The following is a 16,695-nucleotide window of genomic DNA, read 5'->3' on the forward strand; positions in this document are numbered from 1 at the left end:
CCACCCGGCGGGGCTGCCGATCCCCACCCACCGAACGAGGAGCAACCGCATGAGCACCGTTCCGCAGCGTCAGCAGGGCAAGGTCGTCTTCATCACCGGCGCCGCCCGTGGCCAGGGCCGGGCGCACGCACTCCGGCTGGCCGCCGAGGGCGCCGACGTCCTGGCCCTCGACCTGGCCGGGCCGCTGCCCGGCGTCCCCTACGAGTCGGCCACCCCCGACGACCTCGCCGAGACCGCCCGGCAGGTGGAGGCGCTGGGCCGGCGAGTCCTCACGCACCGAGGCGACGTCCGGGACCTCGAGGACATGAAGGGCTTCCTCGCCAAGGGCATGGCCGAGTTCGGCCGGCTCGACGGCGTGGTCGCCAACGCCGGCATCTGCATCCCGGCGACCTGGGAGGAGACCACCCCGGAGATCTTCAAGGACACGCTGGACATCAACGTCACCGGCGTGTGGAACACCGTCATGGCGGCCGCGCCGCACCTGGTCGCCGGTGGTGGCGGGTCGATCGTGCTGACGAGCTCCTACGCGGGCAAGAAGATGCAGCCGTTCATGATCCACTACACGACCAGCAAGCACGCGGTGACCGGCATGACGCGTGCCTTCGCCGCAGAGCTGGGCAAGCACTCCATCCGGGTCAACTCCGTGCACCCCGGCGCCATCGCCACCCCCATGGGCGGTGGCGACATGGTGGCCGCGATCGAGCGCACCAACGCGAGCAACCCGCCGCTGGCCCAGATGGGCACCGCCTTCCTCCCCCAGGGCTGGATGGAGGCCGACGAGATCGCCAGCGCGGTGGCGTTCCTGCTCTCCGACGACGCCCGGTTCATCACCGCCGAGCACCTGTCGATCGACGCCGGCATGCAGTACTTCTGATCGGCCGCATCCCGGATCGGGGCGAGCCGCCCCGGGCACCGGCCCGGGGCGGCACCGCCGGCCCGTGGACGGCGGGCGAGCGACGGTCGGCCACCGCTCGCGGCAGTAGCGTTCCGGGGTGGCCAAGGCCGACGGCGCCCCCGCCTTCACGATGAACCAGCTGGCCGCGTTCGTCGCCGTCGCGGAGGCGGGCACCATCACCGCGGCCGCCGAGAAGCTGCACGTGTCCCCGTCCGCCCTGTCGGCGGCGGTCACCGAGCTGGAGCGCGCCCTGCAGACCGAGCTGCTGCGACGGCGCAAGGCCAAGGGCGTCAGTCTCACCCCGACCGGAGAGGCGGTCCTCCCGCGCGCCCGGCTGCTGCTGCACCAGGCCTCCGAGCTGGAGGCCGACGCCCGCGGTGAGGAACGAGGCGTCTCCGGGCTGGTCCGGATCGGCTGCTACCCGTCGCTGGCCCCCACGGCGCTGCCGGCGCTGATCAGCGGCTTCACGACCGCCCACCCCGACGCGCGGCTCGAGGTCCACGAGAACACCCAGGACCGGCTGAGCGGGGGGCTCGACAGCGGCGAACTGGACCTCGCCATCGTCTACGACCTCGACCTGGACCCCGCGTGGCGGTCGGCGGTACTGGCGCACCTGTCGCCGCGGGTCGTCCTCCCCGCCGGGCACCGGCTGGCCGGGGGCACCGAGCCGGTCGACCTCGGCCGGCTGCGCGAGGACCCCATGGTCCTCCTGGACGCCCCGCCCAGCGCGCGGCACGCCGTCGCCTGCTGCGCGCTCGCCGGTTTCACCCCGGACGTCGTCTACCGGGCCCGCACGTACGAGACCGCCCGCGCCTTCGTCGGACGCGGGCTGGGCTGGACCCTGCTCCTGCAGCGCCCGAGCGCCAACGTCACCTACGAGGGACGGCCCGTGGTGGTCAAGGACGTCGGCACACCGGTGCTGCCCGACGTCGCGGTCGTCGTGGTGTGGTCCCCGGACTCCCTGCTCAGCCGGGCCTCGCGCACCTTCATCACCCACGCGCTCGCCATGGCGCGGGACGGCAGCCTCGGGCTACCTCGGAGAACCTGAGGTTCCACGTCTGGATCCTCTGCTTTTCGGCGGAGGTGATCGGCCCCACCCTGGAGCGCGCGGCGAGGTCGCCGCACCCCCCGAGCGGAAGGTCACCCGATGGCGACAGTGGTCTCCCCGGACCAACGGAGCGTGCGACGGGCGGTCGCCGGCAGCTTCATCGGCACGGCGATCGAGTGGTACGACTTCTTCATCTACGGCACGGCGGCCGCGCTCGTCCTCGGCCCGCAGTTCTTCCCCAGCGGGTCCGACCTCGCCGGCACGCTGGCGGCCTTCGCGACCCTGGCCGTCGGCTTCGTGGCCCGGCCGTTCGGCGGCGTGGTCATGGGGCACTTCGGCGACCGGTCCGGCCGCAAGTCGATGCTCGTCGTCTCCATGCTGCTCATGGGCGCCGCGACGGTCGGCATCGGCCTGCTGCCGACCTACGCGACGATCGGCGTCTGGGCGCCGGTCCTCCTCGTCGTGCTGCGGTTCGTGCAGGGCATCGGGGTGGGCGGTGAGTGGGGTGGCGCCGTCCTGATGGCCACCGAGCACGCGCCCCGGGGCAAGGCCGGCCTCTACGGCTCGGCGCCCCAGATGGGCGTGCCCGCCGGTGTGGTCCTGGCCAACGTCGTCTTCCTCGTCTGCACCCAGTCGATGACCGAGGCGCAGTTCCTCGCCTGGGGGTGGCGGATCCCGTTCCTCCTCAGCGTCACGCTCGTCCTCCTGGCCCTGTGGATCCGGCTCGGCGTGATGGAGAGCCCGGCGTTCAAGGCCGCCGCGGCCGAGGACCGCATCGCCCGGGTGCCGATCGTCGAGGTGGTCACGAACAGCTGGCGGACCGTGCTGCTGGCCGGCGGGACGTTCATCGCCACCAACGGCATCGCCTACGTCTTCATGGTCTACGTGCTGAACTACGGGACGACGGAGCTCGGCTTCTCCCGCAGCACGATGCTCACCCTGCTGATCGCCTCCTGCCCCGTCTGGATGCTGGGCATGGGCCTGTCGGCGTACCTGTCCGACCTGGTCGGGCGGCGGCGGGTCTACGTCACCTCCACCGTCGCACTGCTCGTCGTCTCCGCCGTCTTCTTCTCCCTCGTCGACACCGGCTCGCTGCCGGTGCTGCTGGGCGCGATGCTGGTCCTGGCCTTCGTCCTGGGCTGCACGGTGGGCCCGCAGTCGGCCCTGTTCGCCGAGCTGTTCCCGGCGCACCTGCGCTACAGCGGTGCCTCCCTCGGTTACCAGGTCGGTGCGATCCTCGGCGGCGGCATCGCCCCGTTCATGGCGACCTGGCTGTACGCCCGGTTCGGGAGCACGCTGGCCATCTCCGCCTACTTCGTGGTGGTCAGCCTGGTGAGCCTGCTCTGCACCGTCGTCCTCCTCCGCCGGCCCCACGAGGCCGAACCGGCCGAGCCCGAGCCGGTCGAGCCCGAGCCGACGGCCGTCCCCCGACCCTCCCTGCTCGCCGAGGCGGTGCGCTGACATGACGACCTCCCCCTACTACCGCCCCCGCACCCACGAGCCCGCGCGCTTCCCCTCGATGGACGCCACCGAGCCGGCCCTGCCGGTGGTGGTCGTCGGCGCCGGCCCGGTCGGGATGGCCGTGGCGCTGGGCCTGGCCCGGCGTGGCCTCCCCGTGACCGTCCTGGAGGCCGCCACGCAGGTCTCCTTCGGCAGCCGCGCGATCTGCATCTCCCGGCACAGCCTGGAGGTCGCCGACCGGCTCGGCTTCGGCGAGGAGCTCGCCCAGCTGGCCCTGGCCTGGGAGGGCGGCCGCAGCTTCTACCGGGACGTCGAGGTGCTGCGGTTCCGGATGCCGAACGAGCCGCACGCCGTCCGGCCGCCCATGGTCAACGTCTCCCAGTCGGAGTTCGAGGAGGTGATGGCCGACGCCCTCGCCGCCCACCCGCTGGTCACCCTGCACTGGGGCGCGGGCGTCGTGGGCTCGACTCCCCGCGGGGACGAGGTCGAGCTCGAGGTGGCCACGGCCGACGGCCCCCGGCAGCTGCGGGCCCGCTGGGTCGTGGCCGCGGACGGCGGCCGCAGCCGGATGCGCGAGCTCACCGGTCTGCGGCTGCAGGGCACCAGCTACGAGGGCCGCTACGTCATCGCCGACATCCACTGGCAGGCCGAGCTGCCGACCGAGCGGATGGTGTGGTTCGACCCGCCCAGCAACCCCGGCTCGACGGTGATCATGCACCGCCAGCCGGGTGACATCTGGCGCATCGACTACCAGCTCGACCCGGCCGAGGACGCCGAGGTGGAGACCGGTGAGGACCGCATCCGGGCCCGGATCGCCAGCCACCTGGCGTGGCTGCAGAACGACCGGCCCTGGACGCTGGAGTGGCACGGCTTCTACAAGGCCCACGCCCTGGCCCTGGACAGCTTCGTCCACGACCGTGTCCTGTTCGCCGGCGACGCGGCGCACCTGGTGCCGATCTTCGGCGTCCGCGGGCTGAACTCGGGCATGGAGGACGCCGACACCCTGGCCTGGATGCTCGCCGCGGTGGTCGACGGCACGGCGGACCCCGCGCTGCTGGGGGCCTACTCGGCCGAACGGCACCACGCCTGGGAGCAGAACGTGGCCAATGCCGGCAAGTCGACGCTGATCATGACCCCGGGCACCGCCGGGCACCGCACCACCCGTGACGCGCTGCTGGCCCTGGCCACGGTGCGGCCGGAGTACAGCCACCTCATCAACCCCCGGCAGAGCAGCGCCACGCACGCCCGGCGCTCGCCGCTGACGGTGACCGCGGCCCCCGGCAGCCGGGGACTGCTGCCCGGCGACCCGGTCGAGGACCGTCGGGTGGAGCTCGCCGACGGCAAGCAGACCTCCCTCGACGAGGTCCGGGGGTCCGGCTTCGCCGTCGTCGCCACCGGCCTCGACCCCGGCGTGGGAGCGACGGCGGCCCGGCTGCGCGACGAGCTGGCCGCGGCGCTGCCCCGCGAGCACGTGACGCTGGTGCTGGCCGGCCCCGACACCGGCCGGCCCGCGTCGGTCGCCCTCTCCGAGGAGTCCGCCGAGGCCCTGGCCGGTGCCTGGGGCGTGCGGCCGGAGGAGGTGCTGGTCGTCCGCCCCGACGGGTTGCTGCTGGCCCGCGGGTCTGCCGCCGACCTGACCGGCCTGTCGGCGCAGCTACTCGCGGGCGGTGGCGGCGCGGTCCACGCCACCGGTGCGGTGGCGCCGGTCGTGCCCCAGGCGCCCGCGGAGGCGCGGCGAGAGGCGGCCTGGCTGGCGCTGTCGGCCGGCATCGACGCCGTGCCCGTCGACGACCGCGAGGGGTTCCTGGCCCGGCTGGCCCTGCTGCTCGCCGACCGGATCGACACCGACGACTTCGCGGCGGCCGTCTCGACCGCGGCCGCCGTCCGCTGACCCGCAAGGAGACCCGACATGCCGTACTACCGGTCCGCCGGCTGCGTGCCCCGCAAGCGGCACACCCAGCACCGCACCCCTGAGGGCGGGCTCTACTCCGAGGAGCTCATGGGGGAGGAGGGCTTCTCCTCCGACTCCTCGCTGCTCTACCACGTGGGCATCCCGTCGGCCGTCGTCGACGTGCGCGTCTGGGACCTGCCCGACCAGACGCTCACCCCGAACCACCCGCTGACGCCGCGCCACTTCGCCACGCACGCGCTCAGCGTCGGGGACGCCGCGGGGGTGGACGCGGTGACCGGCCGCCGGCTGCTGCTGGGCAACGCCGACGTGCGGCTGTCCTACGTGGTCGCCGGCGCCCCGAGCCCGCTCTACCGCAACGCCATCGGCGACGAGTGCCTCTACGTCGAGTCGGGCCGGGCGGAGGTGGAGACGCTGTTCGGCGACCTCTCCGTCGGCGAGGGCGACTACGTGATCGTGCCCCGCGCCACCACCCACCGGATCGTGCCCACGGGCGGACCGGTGCGGATCTACGCGATCGAGGCCAACTCGCACATCGGCCCGCCCAAGCGCTACCTCTCCCGGTACGGGCAGCTGCTGGAGCACGCGCCCTACTGCGAGCGGGACCTGCGCGGACCGGCGGCGCCCCGGGTGGTGGACGGCGAGGACGTCGACGTGTACATCAAGCACCGCGGCCCGGGCCCGGGCGGCATCGCGGGCACCGTGCACACCCTCCCGCAGCACCCGTTCGACGTCGTCGGATGGGACGGCTGCCTCTACCCGTACGCCTTCAACATCGCCGACTACGAGCCGATCACCGGCCGGGTCCACCAGCCGCCGCCGGCCCACCAGGTGTTCGAGGCGGCCAACTTCGTGATCTGCAACTTCGTGCCCCGCAAGGTCGACTACCACCCGCAGGCGGTGCCGGTGCCCTACTACCACTCCAACGTCGACTCCGACGAGGTGATGTTCTACTGCGGCGGGGACTACGAGGCGCGCAAGGGCTCGGGCATCGGGCAGGGCTCGATCAGCTTGCACCCGGGCGGCCACCCGCACGGGCCGCAACCGGGCGCGGTCGAGCGGTCCCTCGGGGCGGAGTTCTTCGACGAACTCGCCGTCATGGTCGACACCTTCCGGCCGCTGGACCTGGGTGAGGCCGCGCTGGCCACGGACGACGGCCGGTACGCCTGGTCCTGGTCCGGGGGCCGTCGTCCGGCCGGCGCGACCACCGACGTCTCAGGAGGGACCCGATGACCACCGTGACGGTGCCCGCCGGCTCGCTGTTCGGCCCGGACAACCTGCCCTACGGCGTGTTCTCCGTCGACGGCTCCCCGCCCCGGGTCGCCACCCGGCTCGGTGACACCGTCATCGACCTCGCCGTCCTGCTCGGGGACGAGGTGTTCGCCCGGCCGACGCTCAACGCCTTCATGGCCGAGGGGTACGACCGCTGGGTGGCCGTGCGGGCGGAGCTCGCCGAGCGGGTGACCGGGGAGATCCCCGACGAGGCGGTGCACCCCGCCGGCGACGTCACCCTGCACCTGCCGATCGAGGTCGCCGACTACGTCGACTTCTACGCGTCGGAGCACCACGCGGCGAACCTCGGCCGGCTGTTCCGGCCCGACAACCCCGACCCGCTGATGCCGAACTGGAAACACCTCCCGGTCGGGTACCACGGCCGGGCGTCCTCGATCGTCGTCTCGGGGACGGACATCATCCGCCCCTGCGGCCAGCGCAAGGGCAAGGACGACCCCGCCCCGGTGTTCGGCCCCTCGGTGCGGCTCGACATCGAGGCCGAGCTCGGCTTCGTCGTCGGCACGGGGACGGCGATGGGGACGAGCGTCCCCGTCGAGGAGGCCGACCGGCACATCTTCGGGGTGGTGCTGTTCAACGACTGGTCGGCCCGCGACATCCAGGCCTGGGAGTACGTGCCGCTCGGCCCGAACCTCGGGAAGTCCTTCGCCTCGACGATCTCGCCGTGGGTGGTGCCGCTGCTCGCGCTCCAGCCGGCGCGGGTGCCCACGCCGACCCAGGAACCGCGGCCGCTGCCCTACCTGGCGATGGAGCAGCCGTGGGGGCTGGACGTCGACCTCTCGGTCCGGTGGAACGGGGTGGAGGTCAGCCGCCCGCCGTACCGGGAGATGTACTGGTCACCGGCGCAGATGCTGGCGCACCTGACCGTCAACGGTGCCCCGTCGCGCACCGGCGACGTCTTCGCCTCCGGGACGATCTCCGGCCCGGCCAAGGACACCCGCGGCGCCTTCATCGAGCTCACCTGGGGCGGGGCCGAGCCGGTGGACGTGGGCGGGGAGCAGCGCACCTTCCTCGAGGACGGCGACGAGGTCGTGATCACCGGATCGGCTCCAGGACCCGGCGGCGCGCGTCTCGGCTTCGGCGAGGCGGCGGGGCGGATCCGGCCAGCGGTGCTCCCGGCCACACGGACGGGTTGACCGGCGCGGGAACCGGTCAGAGCAGTACCGCCTGCAGCCGGTCGGCCTGCTCGTCGTACCACTGGCGGGTCCGCTCGGCCCGCTGCAGCGCCCCGCCGGACAGGTACTCCGAGAAGCCGGCGTGGCCGTTGGCGGCCGCCGTCCCGACGATGTCGTAGCACCACTCGTGGTTGTGCCGGACGGCCGTGACCAGCCGGGTCCGGTCGGCGTCGGGCAGCCCGTAGGCGTCGACGAAGCGCCGGAGGCGGAACAGCCCGCGCCCGCGCCGGTGGTCGTCGACGTACCGGTCCGGGCGCAGCGGCGCCCACAGCCGGACGGCGCAGGCGACGTCCCAGACGCCGGAGCCGGGGGCGGCGAGGTCGAAGTCGATGAGGGCGACCGCCCGCCCGTCCCGGAAGACGACGTTGTCCAGGTTGACGTCGTTGTGGCTGACCAGCTCGCCGGCGAACGGGGCGGGCGGCGATGCCGACCACGTGTAGGGCGCCGGGTCGAAGGTGCGCACCGCCCGGTGGTAGTCGCGCAGCAGGACGGCCAGGCTGTCCAGCGCCTCGTCGGTGAGCGCCCACGGCGGGTAGGGCGGCGTGATCGCGGTGCCGGGGACGAAGGAGAGCACCTCCCGGTCCTGGTCGTCCACGCCCAGGAACCGCGGTGCGCCGGCGAACCCGGCGTCGGCGAGGTGGCGCAGCAGCGCGTGGGTGGCCGGGCTGGCGGGGCGCAGCGGGCGCCGGACGGTGTCCGCCACCCGGACGACGCGGCCGCGGTTGGCGGTGCCGCCGACCAGCGGGACCTCGGTGTCGCTCTCGTCGAGCACCGGTCCTCCAGGTCCTCGTGTGTGCGTCGGCCCGGGCTCCTCAGGTGTCGAGGACGGCCCGCGCGAGTGCCGTGTGGGTCACGATGCCCCCGACGAGGCCGCTGCGGAGCGCGGCGCGCGCGGCCGGGGCCTTCCGGATGCCGTAGGGCAGGACGACGACCTCCGGGATGGACCGCATCTCCTCGACGCTGATGGTGATCATGCGCTCGGCCAGTTCCGTCGGCACCGGCTCGCCGTCGGCGGAGAGGAAGACGCCGGAGATGTCGGCGCACACCCCCAGCTCGCGCAGCGCCCGGCGGTCGGCCTCCGACGCGGCGTCGTGGATGGTCGACTGACCCGGTTCCCACAGCCCCACCCCGGCGACGGCCCGGGTGACCGAGGGGACCTGGCCGAAGGCCCGGGCGACCTCGGGCTGCTGCCGCAGGGCGCGCGCGGTCGCGGCGTCGGAGACGGTGAGCGGCGCGTAGAAGCAGTGGGCGACCCCGCCGGAGGCGGCGGCCACGTCGCGCACGACGTCCACGGAGGTGTCGGGCCCGTCCGGCAGGGACAGCGCCCCGGTGAGCTGGACGACGGGGGTGCCGGGCAGCGGGCGGAGCGCCCGGGCCATCGCGCTCACCGCGCGTGCCCACGCCAGGCCGAGCACGTCCTGCGGGGTGATGATCTCGGCGAGCAGCCCCGCCGCGGCCCGGCCGACGTGCTCGCGGAGCGACACGAGGTCGTCGTCCGGGGTGTCGACGACGATCGCGTGCTGCAGCCCGAACGCGTCCCGCAGCCGCGCGGACAGGTCGACGTCGATCCCGCCGTCGTGGCGGATCTCGATGCGCACCAGGCCGCTGGCCCGCGCCGCGTCCAGCAGGCGCGCCACCTTGAACCGGCTGAGACCGAACTCGTCGGCGATCTCGACCTTGGACCTGCCGTCGAGGTAGTACCGGCGCGCGACGGACGCGGTGAGGACCACCTGGGCGGGGCCGGTGTCCTGCGGGGCCATGGGGGCTCCTGCTCGTCTGAGCGGATGGGTCCTCACCATTGCACCGCATCTTGACGCCGCCCGGTTGACTGACGAGACTCCTGTCACACAGATGAGGGATGCGGTGCTCAGATGAGCGCCGCGCTCCTGGTGCCTGTCCGGGGAGAGACCATGTCCGAACCCGTCCGCCGAGCACGCCGGTCCTCCCGGGCCGGACGCCGCCCCCGTCTCGCCGTCGCCGCGGCCACCGCCCTGGCGCTGGGCGCCAGTGGGTGTGCCGGCTGGGGCGGCGGGCCCGGCGGCGGGGGACCGGACAGCATCAACGTGCTGATGGTCAACAACCCGCAGATGGTCGACCTGCAACAGCTCACCGCGGCCCACTTCACCGCGGAGACCGGCATCTCGGTCAACTTCACGGTGCTGCCGGAGAACGACGTCCGCGACAAGATCAGCCAGGAGTTCTCCAGCCAGGCCGGCCAGTACGACGTCGCCACGCTGAGCAACTTCGAGATCCCCATCTACGCCCGCAGCGGGTGGGTGGCTCCGCTGGACGAGTACATCGCGGCCGACTCCGCGTTCGACCAGGCCGACGTCCTGGGCCCGATGACCCAGTCCCTCTCCGGGGACGACGGCCAGGTCTACGGCGAGCCCTTCTACGGCGAGTCCTCGTTCCTCATGTACCGCACGGACGTCCTCGAGGCCGCCGGTCTCACGATGCCGGAGAACCCGACCTGGCAGGAGGTCGCCGACATCGCCGCGGCCGTCGACGGCGTCCAGCCGGGGATGGCCGGCATCTGCCTGCGCGGCCAGCCCGGCTGGGGACAGGTGTTCGCGCCGCTGACCACCGTGGTCAACACCTTCGGCGGCACCTGGTTCACCGAGGACTGGGAGGCCCAGGTCGACGACGCCGGGTTCGTCGAGGCGACCGAGTTCTACGTCGACCTGGTGCGGGAACACGGCGAGACCGGCGCCCCGCAGGCCGGCTTCACCGAGTGCCTCAACAACCTGATCCAGGGCAACGTCGCGATGTGGTACGACGCGACCTCGGCCGCGGGGTCGCTCGAGGCCGAGGGCTCCCCGGTGAAGGGCAAGATCGGCTACGTCGCCGCGCCGGTGGTGGAGACCAGGAGCTCGGGCTGGCTGTACGCCTGGGCCTGGAGCATCCAGCAGGCCAGCCAGAAGAAGGACAACGCCTGGCGGTTCATCTCCTGGGCCTCCAGCCGCGAGTACGAGGAGCTGGTCGGCGAGGAGCTCGGCTGGTCACGCGTCCCGGCCGGCAAGCGGGCGTCGACCTACGAGAACCCCGACTACCTCGCGGAGGCTGCCGCCTTCGCGGAGCCGACCGTCGAGGCGATCCGGTCGGCCGATCCGGAGAACCCCGGGGTGCAGCCGCGCCCGGCGCCCGGCATCCAGTTCGTGGGCATCCCCGAGTTCCCGGACCTCGGCACGCGGGTGTCCCAGGACGTCAGCTCGGCCATCGCCGGCCGGATGACGGTCCAGGAGGCCCTCGACCGCGGGCAGCAGCTGGCCGAGGACGTCGGCGAGCGCTACCGCGAGCGGGGGACCGGATGACCGCCACCGTCACCTCGTCGCGCGGCGTGGACCCCGCGCTGCCTGGACATCCCCCCGACCCGGAGGAGCGGCCATGAGCACCACCCTGGAACGCAGCCGCGAGGACGTCCAGCCGCCCGGCCCCCCAGCCGGAGGGGCCCTCCGGCGGTCGGCCGACTGGGCACGGCGGGCGCCGCTGCTCCCGGCGCTGGTCTTCATGATCGTCGTGACCCAGCTGCCCTTCGTGATCACGCTGGTCATCTCGTTCATGAACTGGAACGCCTACTACCCGGACGAGCGCGGCTTCGCGGGCTTCGACAACTACGTGAACGTGCTGACCGACGTCGCCACGCGGGACGCGATCATCGTCACCATCGAGCTCACCGTGGTGGTCGTCCTGGTGAGCCTGGTGCTCGGCATGCTCATCGCGCTGCTGCTGGACCGCAAGTTCCTCGGACGTGGCGCGGTCCGGACGATGATGATCACGCCGTTCCTCGTCGTCCCGGTCGCCGCCGCGCTGCTGTGGAAGCACGCGCTGTTCAACCCGGAGTACGGCCTGCTCAACGGTGGGCTGACCTGGATCTGGGGACTCTTCGGCTCCGACGACCCGCCGCAGCCGGACTGGATCACGATGGCGCCGCTGGCGTCGATCGAGATCGCCCTCATCTGGCAGTGGACGCCGTTCATGATGCTGATCCTGCTGGCGGGCCTGCAGAGCCGGCCGCTGGACGTGATCGAGGCGGCGCGGATCGACGGGGCCAGCGCCTGGCAGATCTTCCGCTACATGACCTTCCCGCACCTGCGGCGTTACCTGGAGCTGGGCGCGCTGCTCGGGGCGATCTACATCGTGCAGACCTTCGACGCGGTCTTCGTCATCACCTCGGGCGGCCTGGGCACCGCCAACCTGCCGTACACCATCTACCAGACCTTCTACACGGCCCACGACTACGGCCTGGCGTCGGCGGCCGGGGTCATCACCGTGATCGGCACGATCCTGATCGCCACCCTGGCCCTGCGGACGGTGTCGACGCTGTTCGAGGAGGAGAACGCGCGATGAGCTCGGTCACCGACGTCGCCCCGGTCCCCGCCACCCGCACGCCCGAGGGAGCGCCCCGCCGTCCGCGCAAGCCACGTGGTGGGCTGGTCCTCGGCCTGGTCGCCTGGGTCATCGGGATCCTGTTCGTGCTCCCCGTGGTGTGGATGGTGCTCACGTCGTTCCACAGCGAGGAGGCCGCGGCCACCAACCCGCCGTCGCTGCTCGCGCCGCTGACCCTGGAGGGCTACCGGACCTTCTTCGGCGTCGGCACCGGGACCAACCCCTGGCCGTCCCTGCTCAACTCGCTCACCGCCAGCCTGGTGTCCACGCTCCTCGTGCTCGTACTGGCGATCCCGGCGGCGTACGCGCTGTCCATCCGGCCGGTGCGCAAGTGGACCGACGTGATGTTCTTCTTCCTGTCCACCCGCATGCTGCCCGTGGTGGCCGGCATCCTGCCGATCTACCTGTTCGCCCAGTGGAGCGGGCTGCTCGACAACATCTGGCTGCTCATCGTGCTCTACACCTCGATGAACCTGCCGATCGCGGTCTGGATGATGCGGTCGTTCCTCGCCGAGGTCCCCGTCGAGATCCTCGAGGCGGCCGCGATGGACGGCGCGGGGCTGCTCCGGACGCTGCGCCAGGTCGTGGCGCCCATCGTCCTCCCCGGGATCGCGGCCACCTCGCTGATCTGCTTCATCTTCAGCTGGAACGAGCTGCTGCTGGCCCGGACCCTCACCGGGACCAGGGCCCTCACCTCGCCGGTGTACCTGACCGGTTTCGTGACCAGCCAGGGGCTGTTCCTCGCCCAGATGTGTGCGGCGGCCTTCGTGGTGTCCCTCCCGGTCCTCGTGGCCGGCTTCGCCGCCCAGGACAAGCTGGTCCAGGGCCTGTCGCTGGGCGCGGTCAAGTGAGGGCTGCGGTCCTCCGCGGGCCGGGCGACGTCGTCGTCGAGGAGCGCCCCGCCCCGGAGCCGGGCCCGGGGCAGGTCGTCGTCCGGGTCGCGTCGGTCGGCGTCTGCGGGTCGGACACGCACTACTACGACCACGGACGCATCGGCCGGTTCGTCGTCGAGTCGCCGCTGGTGCTCGGCCACGAGGCGGCGGGGGAGGTGACCGCCCTCGGCCCGGGGGTGACCTCGGTCCAGGTCGGTCAGCGGGTGTCGATCGAGCCCGGCGTCCCGGACCTGACCTGCGAGCAGTGCCTGGCCGGCCGGTACAACCTCTGCCCCGACATGCAGTTCTTCGCGACCCCGCCCATCGACGGCGCCTTCGCCGAGTACGTCGTGGTCCACTCCGCCTTCGCCCACCCGGTGCCCGAGTCGATCAGCGACGACGCCGCCGCCCTCCTCGAACCCCTGTCGGTCGGCATCTGGGCGTGCCGCAAGGGCGGGGTCAGCGCCGGCTCCCGGGTCCTGGTCACCGGCGCCGGACCGATCGGGCTGGTCAGCGTGCAGGCCGCCCGGGCCTTCGGCGCGACCGAGGTGGTGGTGTCCGACGTCAACCCGGAGCGCCTGGCCCTGGCGCGGGACCTCGGGGCCACCGACGTCGTCGACGCGCGCACGGCACGGGTCACCGACCTGCCCCGGCCACCGGAGGTCCTGCTGGAGTGCTCGGGCCACCCCGCGGCGACCGGAGAGGGCATCCGGGCCCTCGACCGGGCCGGGCGGGCCGTGCTCGTCGGCATGGGTGGCGACGAGCTGCCGCTGCCGTTGTCGGTGGTCCAGGAACGTGAGCTCCAGGTGACCGGCACCTTCCGGTACGCCGGCACCTGGCCGACGGCGATCGCCCTGGTCGCGGCCGGACGCATCGACCTGGACCGCCTCGTCACCGGCACCTACGGCCTGGACCGGGCGGAGGAGGCGCTGACGGCCGGCCGACGCGACCCGCAGTCGGTGAAGGTCGTCGTCCACCCCCAGTCCTGACGTCCCACTGAACCCCGCGAGGAGAGGACCCATGGCCTCCGTCACGTACGACAAGGCGAGCCGCATCTACCCCGGCTCCGAGAAGCCCGCGGTCGACTCCCTCGACCTGCAGATCGCCGACGGCGAGTTCCTCGTCCTGGTCGGCCCGTCCGGCTGCGGCAAGTCCACCAGCCTGCGGATGCTCGCCGGGCTGGAGGACGTCGACCGGGGGAGCATCCGCATCGGGGACCGGGACGTCACCAACCTGAAGTCCAAGGACCGCGACATCGCCATGGTGTTCCAGAGCTACGCGCTCTACCCGCACATGACGGTCGGGGACAACATGGGCTTCGCCCTGAAGATCGCCGGCGTCGGCAAGGACGAGATCGCCCAGCGGGTCCGCGAGGCGGCGAAGATCCTGGACCTCGGCGACTTCCTGGACCGCAAGCCCAAGGCCCTCTCCGGCGGCCAGCGCCAGCGCGTGGCCATGGGCCGGGCCATCGTGCGCTCCCCGCAGGTGTTCTGCATGGACGAGCCGCTGTCGAACCTCGACGCCAAGCTGCGCGTGCAGACCCGCACCCAGATCGCGGCGCTGCAGCGCCGGCTGGGGACGACGACGGTCTACGTCACCCACGACCAGGTCGAGGCCATGACGATGGGGGACCGGGTCGCGGTGCTGCGTGCCGGGATCCTCGAGCAGTGCGACACCCCGCTGCGGCTCTACCAGGAGCCGGCCAACGTCTTCGTCGCCGGCTTCATCGGCTCCCCGGGCATGAACATCGCCGAGTTCCGCATCGAGGACGGGCACGCGGTGCTCGGGCGGGCGCGCCTGCCGCTGACCACCACGGCGCTGAGCGCGCTCTCGGCGGAGGGGGCCGACCACGTCGTGGTCGGCTTCCGGCCCGAGGCCCTCGACGTCGTGACGGCGCAGGACGCCGGCGCCTTCCCCGTGGACGTCGGGGTGGTCGAGGAACTCGGCTCCGACGCGTTCCTGCACGGGACGCTGCCGGAGCTGCGTGAGCCCTCGGGCCCCCTCGGCGACAACATCGTGGCGCGGGTCGACCCCGCCCATCCCCCGGCGAAGGGGGAACAGGTGCACCTGCGCATCCAGCCGGGCAAGGAGCACCTGTTCTCGCCGTCGACCGGCCTGCGGCTGCCCACCTGACCGCGTCCGGCTCCCGGAGGGATCCCCATGCCGCCGCTCAACGCCACGTCACTGCCGTCGCTCGCGGGCACGGTCTCCGTGCCGACCTACGACCGGTCCCGGCTGCGGACCGGCATCGTGCACCTGGGCGTCGGCGCGTTCCACCGGTCGCACCAGGCCATGTACCTCGACCGCCTCCTGGAACGGGGCGGGGCGGAGGAGTGGGCCATCTGCGGTGTCGGCGTCCTGCCGTCGGACCGCCGCATGGCCGAGGTGATGGCGGCCCAGGACGGGCTGTACACGCTGGTCGTCAAGCACGCCGACGGCAGCCTCGACGCCCGGGTGGTGGGGTCGGTCGTCGAGTACCTGCTGGCGCCGGACGACCCCGACGCGGTGGTCGAGAAGATGGCGGCCGAGACCACGCGGATCGTGTCCCTGACGGTCACCGAGGGCGGTTACAACACCGACCCGGTGACGGGGGAGTTCGACGCGGGCGACCCCGGCGTCGTGCACGACCTGCAGCTGGGTGCGGCGCCCGCGACGTCCTTCGGGCTGGTGGTCGAGGCGCTGGTCCGCCGGCGCGAGCGCGGGCTGCCCCCGTTCACCGTGGTGTCCTGCGACAACATCCAGCACAACGGCGACGTCGCCCGCCACAGCTTCGCCGCCTTCGCCGCCCTGCGGGACCCGGACCTGGGCGCGTGGGTGGACCGCGAGGTGCCGTTCCCGAACTCGATGGTCGACCGGATCACCCCGGCGACCACCGACGACGACCGTGCCGAGACCGCCCGCCGCTTCGGCGTCGAGGACGCCTGGCCGGTGGTCTGCGAGCCGTTCACCCAGTGGGTCGTCGAGGACCGGTTCGGCCTCGGCCGCCCGCCCCTGGAGGACGCCGGGGTCCAGGTCGTCGAGGACGTCGACCCCTACGAGCGGATGAAGCTGCGGCTGCTCAACGCCGGCCACCAGGGGCTGGCCTACCTCGGCCGCCTGGCCGGCTACCGGCTGGTCCACGACGCGGCGCAGGACCCGCTGTTCCGTCGGTTCCTGCTCGGCTACATGGAGGAGGAGGCGACACCGACCCTCCGGCCGGTCCCCGGGATCGACCTCGACGAGTACCGCAGGAGCCTGATCGACCGCTTCTCCAACCCGCACATCCGCGACACCCTGGCGCGGCTGGCCTTCGACGGCTCCGAGCGGCTGCCCAAGTGGCTGCTGCCCGTGGTCCGGGACAACCTCGCCGCCGGCGGGGAGGTGCGCCGGTCGGCCGCGGTGGTCGCCGGCTGGGCGCGGTACTCCGAGGGCGTGGACGAGGACGGGCAGCCGATCGAGGTCGCCGACCGCCGGCGGGACACCCTCGCCGCCTCCGCCCGCCGCCAGCGGCAGGACCCCCTGGCCTTCATCGCCGACCGCGAGCTGTTCGGGGACCTGGTGGACGACGAGCGGTTCACCACCCCGTACCTCGAAGCGCTGACGTCGCTGCACGAGCGGGGGGCCCGGGCCACCCTGGACACGCTGGTGGCCCAGCTCGCCGGCGCCTGAGCCGCCGGCGA

Annotated in this window: 14 protein-coding genes; 12 read left to right on the plus strand and 2 right to left on the minus strand. The window is 73.0% G+C overall.

The features are described 5' to 3' along the window. Positions 1–49 precede the first annotated feature (49 nt). The 6 genes from CRP39_RS02565 (at position 50) to fahA (ending at position 7,739) form a co-directional block, all read left to right on the plus strand. Positions 50–874, plus strand: a complete 825-nt coding sequence (locus CRP39_RS02565) for a mycofactocin-coupled SDR family oxidoreductase (protein WP_097204074.1) — start codon at positions 50–52, stop codon at positions 872–874. Between the two features lie 118 nt (positions 875–992). After that, positions 993–1,943 carry a LysR family transcriptional regulator gene (locus CRP39_RS02570; RefSeq protein ID WP_097204083.1) on the plus strand — a complete coding sequence of 317 codons (951 nt, stop codon included), beginning with the start codon at positions 993–995 and terminating at the stop codon, positions 1,941–1,943. Between the two features lie 99 nt (positions 1,944–2,042). After that, positions 2,043–3,404 carry an MFS transporter gene (locus tag CRP39_RS02575; protein ID WP_097204085.1) on the plus strand — a complete coding sequence of 454 codons (1,362 nt, stop codon included), beginning with the start codon at positions 2,043–2,045 and terminating at the stop codon, positions 3,402–3,404. Position 3,405: 1 nt separating this feature from the next. Then, a complete protein-coding gene (locus CRP39_RS02580; RefSeq protein WP_097204087.1) occupies positions 3,406–5,295 on the plus strand; it encodes an FAD-dependent monooxygenase in 1,890 nt (629 codons plus the stop codon). A gap of 18 nt (positions 5,296–5,313) precedes the next feature. Continuing rightward, the gene (locus CRP39_RS02585; protein ID WP_097204089.1) at positions 5,314–6,546 is read left to right on the plus strand and encodes a homogentisate 1,2-dioxygenase; all 1,233 of its coding nucleotides are present in this window, start codon (positions 5,314–5,316) and stop codon (positions 6,544–6,546) included. Further along, entirely contained in the window at positions 6,543–7,739 is a 1,197-nt protein-coding gene (gene fahA, locus CRP39_RS02590) for a fumarylacetoacetase (protein WP_097204091.1), read from the plus strand. The genes CRP39_RS02585 and fahA overlap by 4 nt, the downstream gene beginning before the upstream one ends. Positions 7,740–7,755: 16 nt before the next feature. Here fahA and CRP39_RS02595 read toward each other — a convergent pair whose 3' ends face one another. After that, the gene (locus CRP39_RS02595) at positions 7,756–8,550 is read right to left on the minus strand and encodes a phosphotransferase (protein ID WP_097204093.1); all 795 of its coding nucleotides are present in this window, start codon (positions 8,548–8,550) and stop codon (positions 7,756–7,758) included. 40 nt (positions 8,551–8,590) lie between these two features. Next, positions 8,591–9,538, minus strand: a complete 948-nt coding sequence (locus tag CRP39_RS02600) for a sugar-binding transcriptional regulator (RefSeq protein WP_097204095.1) — start codon at positions 9,536–9,538, stop codon at positions 8,591–8,593. Between the two features lie 150 nt (positions 9,539–9,688). Between CRP39_RS02600 and CRP39_RS02605 the strand changes: the two genes are divergently transcribed. The 6 genes from CRP39_RS02605 (at position 9,689) to CRP39_RS02630 (ending at position 16,684) form a co-directional block, all read left to right on the plus strand. Further along, positions 9,689–11,089, plus strand: a complete 1,401-nt coding sequence (locus CRP39_RS02605; protein ID WP_097205085.1) for an ABC transporter substrate-binding protein — start codon at positions 9,689–9,691, stop codon at positions 11,087–11,089. A gap of 73 nt (positions 11,090–11,162) precedes the next feature. Further along, a complete protein-coding gene (locus tag CRP39_RS02610; protein WP_101811043.1) occupies positions 11,163–12,125 on the plus strand; it encodes a carbohydrate ABC transporter permease in 963 nt (320 codons plus the stop codon). Then, entirely contained in the window at positions 12,122–13,015 is an 894-nt protein-coding gene (locus CRP39_RS02615; protein ID WP_097204097.1) for a carbohydrate ABC transporter permease, read from the plus strand. Before CRP39_RS02610 ends, CRP39_RS02615 begins: the two co-directional genes overlap by 4 nt. Further along, positions 13,012–14,025, plus strand: a complete 1,014-nt coding sequence (locus CRP39_RS02620; protein ID WP_097204098.1) for an NAD(P)-dependent alcohol dehydrogenase — start codon at positions 13,012–13,014, stop codon at positions 14,023–14,025. The genes CRP39_RS02615 and CRP39_RS02620 overlap by 4 nt, the downstream gene beginning before the upstream one ends. Before the next feature lie 31 nt (positions 14,026–14,056). Beyond that, a complete protein-coding gene (locus CRP39_RS02625) occupies positions 14,057–15,169 on the plus strand; it encodes an ABC transporter ATP-binding protein (RefSeq protein WP_097204100.1) in 1,113 nt (370 codons plus the stop codon). Between the two features lie 27 nt (positions 15,170–15,196). Then, positions 15,197–16,684, plus strand: coding sequence for a mannitol dehydrogenase family protein (locus CRP39_RS02630; RefSeq protein WP_097204102.1), 1,488 nt, complete (start codon positions 15,197–15,199; stop codon positions 16,682–16,684). Positions 16,685–16,695 lie beyond the last annotated feature (11 nt).

The sequence above is a fragment of the Geodermatophilus sabuli genome (assembly GCF_900215145.1).
GTDB classification, from domain to species: Bacteria; Actinomycetota; Actinomycetes; order Mycobacteriales; family Geodermatophilaceae; genus Geodermatophilus; species Geodermatophilus sabuli.

What these genes read in the sequence shown, in the direction of transcription:
- CRP39_RS02565 (WP_097204074.1), top strand. Translation starts at nt 50, where the DNA reads ATGAGCACCGTTCCGCAGCGTCAGCAGGGCAAGGTCGTCTTCATCACC.
- CRP39_RS02575 (WP_097204085.1), top strand. Translation starts at nt 2,043, where the DNA reads ATGGCGACAGTGGTCTCCCCGGACCAACGGAGCGTGCGACGGGCGGTC.
- CRP39_RS02580 (WP_097204087.1), top strand. Translation starts at nt 3,406, where the DNA reads ATGACGACCTCCCCCTACTACCGCCCCCGCACCCACGAGCCCGCGCGC.
- CRP39_RS02585 (WP_097204089.1), top strand. Translation starts at nt 5,314, where the DNA reads ATGCCGTACTACCGGTCCGCCGGCTGCGTGCCCCGCAAGCGGCACACC.
- fahA (WP_097204091.1), top strand. Translation starts at nt 6,543, where the DNA reads ATGACCACCGTGACGGTGCCCGCCGGCTCGCTGTTCGGCCCGGACAAC.
- CRP39_RS02600 (WP_097204095.1), bottom strand. Translation starts at nt 9,538, where the DNA reads ATGGCCCCGCAGGACACCGGCCCCGCCCAGGTGGTCCTCACCGCGTCC.
- CRP39_RS02605 (WP_097205085.1), top strand. Translation starts at nt 9,689, where the DNA reads ATGTCCGAACCCGTCCGCCGAGCACGCCGGTCCTCCCGGGCCGGACGC.
- CRP39_RS02610 (WP_101811043.1), top strand. Translation starts at nt 11,163, where the DNA reads ATGAGCACCACCCTGGAACGCAGCCGCGAGGACGTCCAGCCGCCCGGC.
- CRP39_RS02615 (WP_097204097.1), top strand. Translation starts at nt 12,122, where the DNA reads ATGAGCTCGGTCACCGACGTCGCCCCGGTCCCCGCCACCCGCACGCCC.
- CRP39_RS02625 (WP_097204100.1), top strand. Translation starts at nt 14,057, where the DNA reads ATGGCCTCCGTCACGTACGACAAGGCGAGCCGCATCTACCCCGGCTCC.
- CRP39_RS02630 (WP_097204102.1), top strand. Translation starts at nt 15,197, where the DNA reads ATGCCGCCGCTCAACGCCACGTCACTGCCGTCGCTCGCGGGCACGGTC.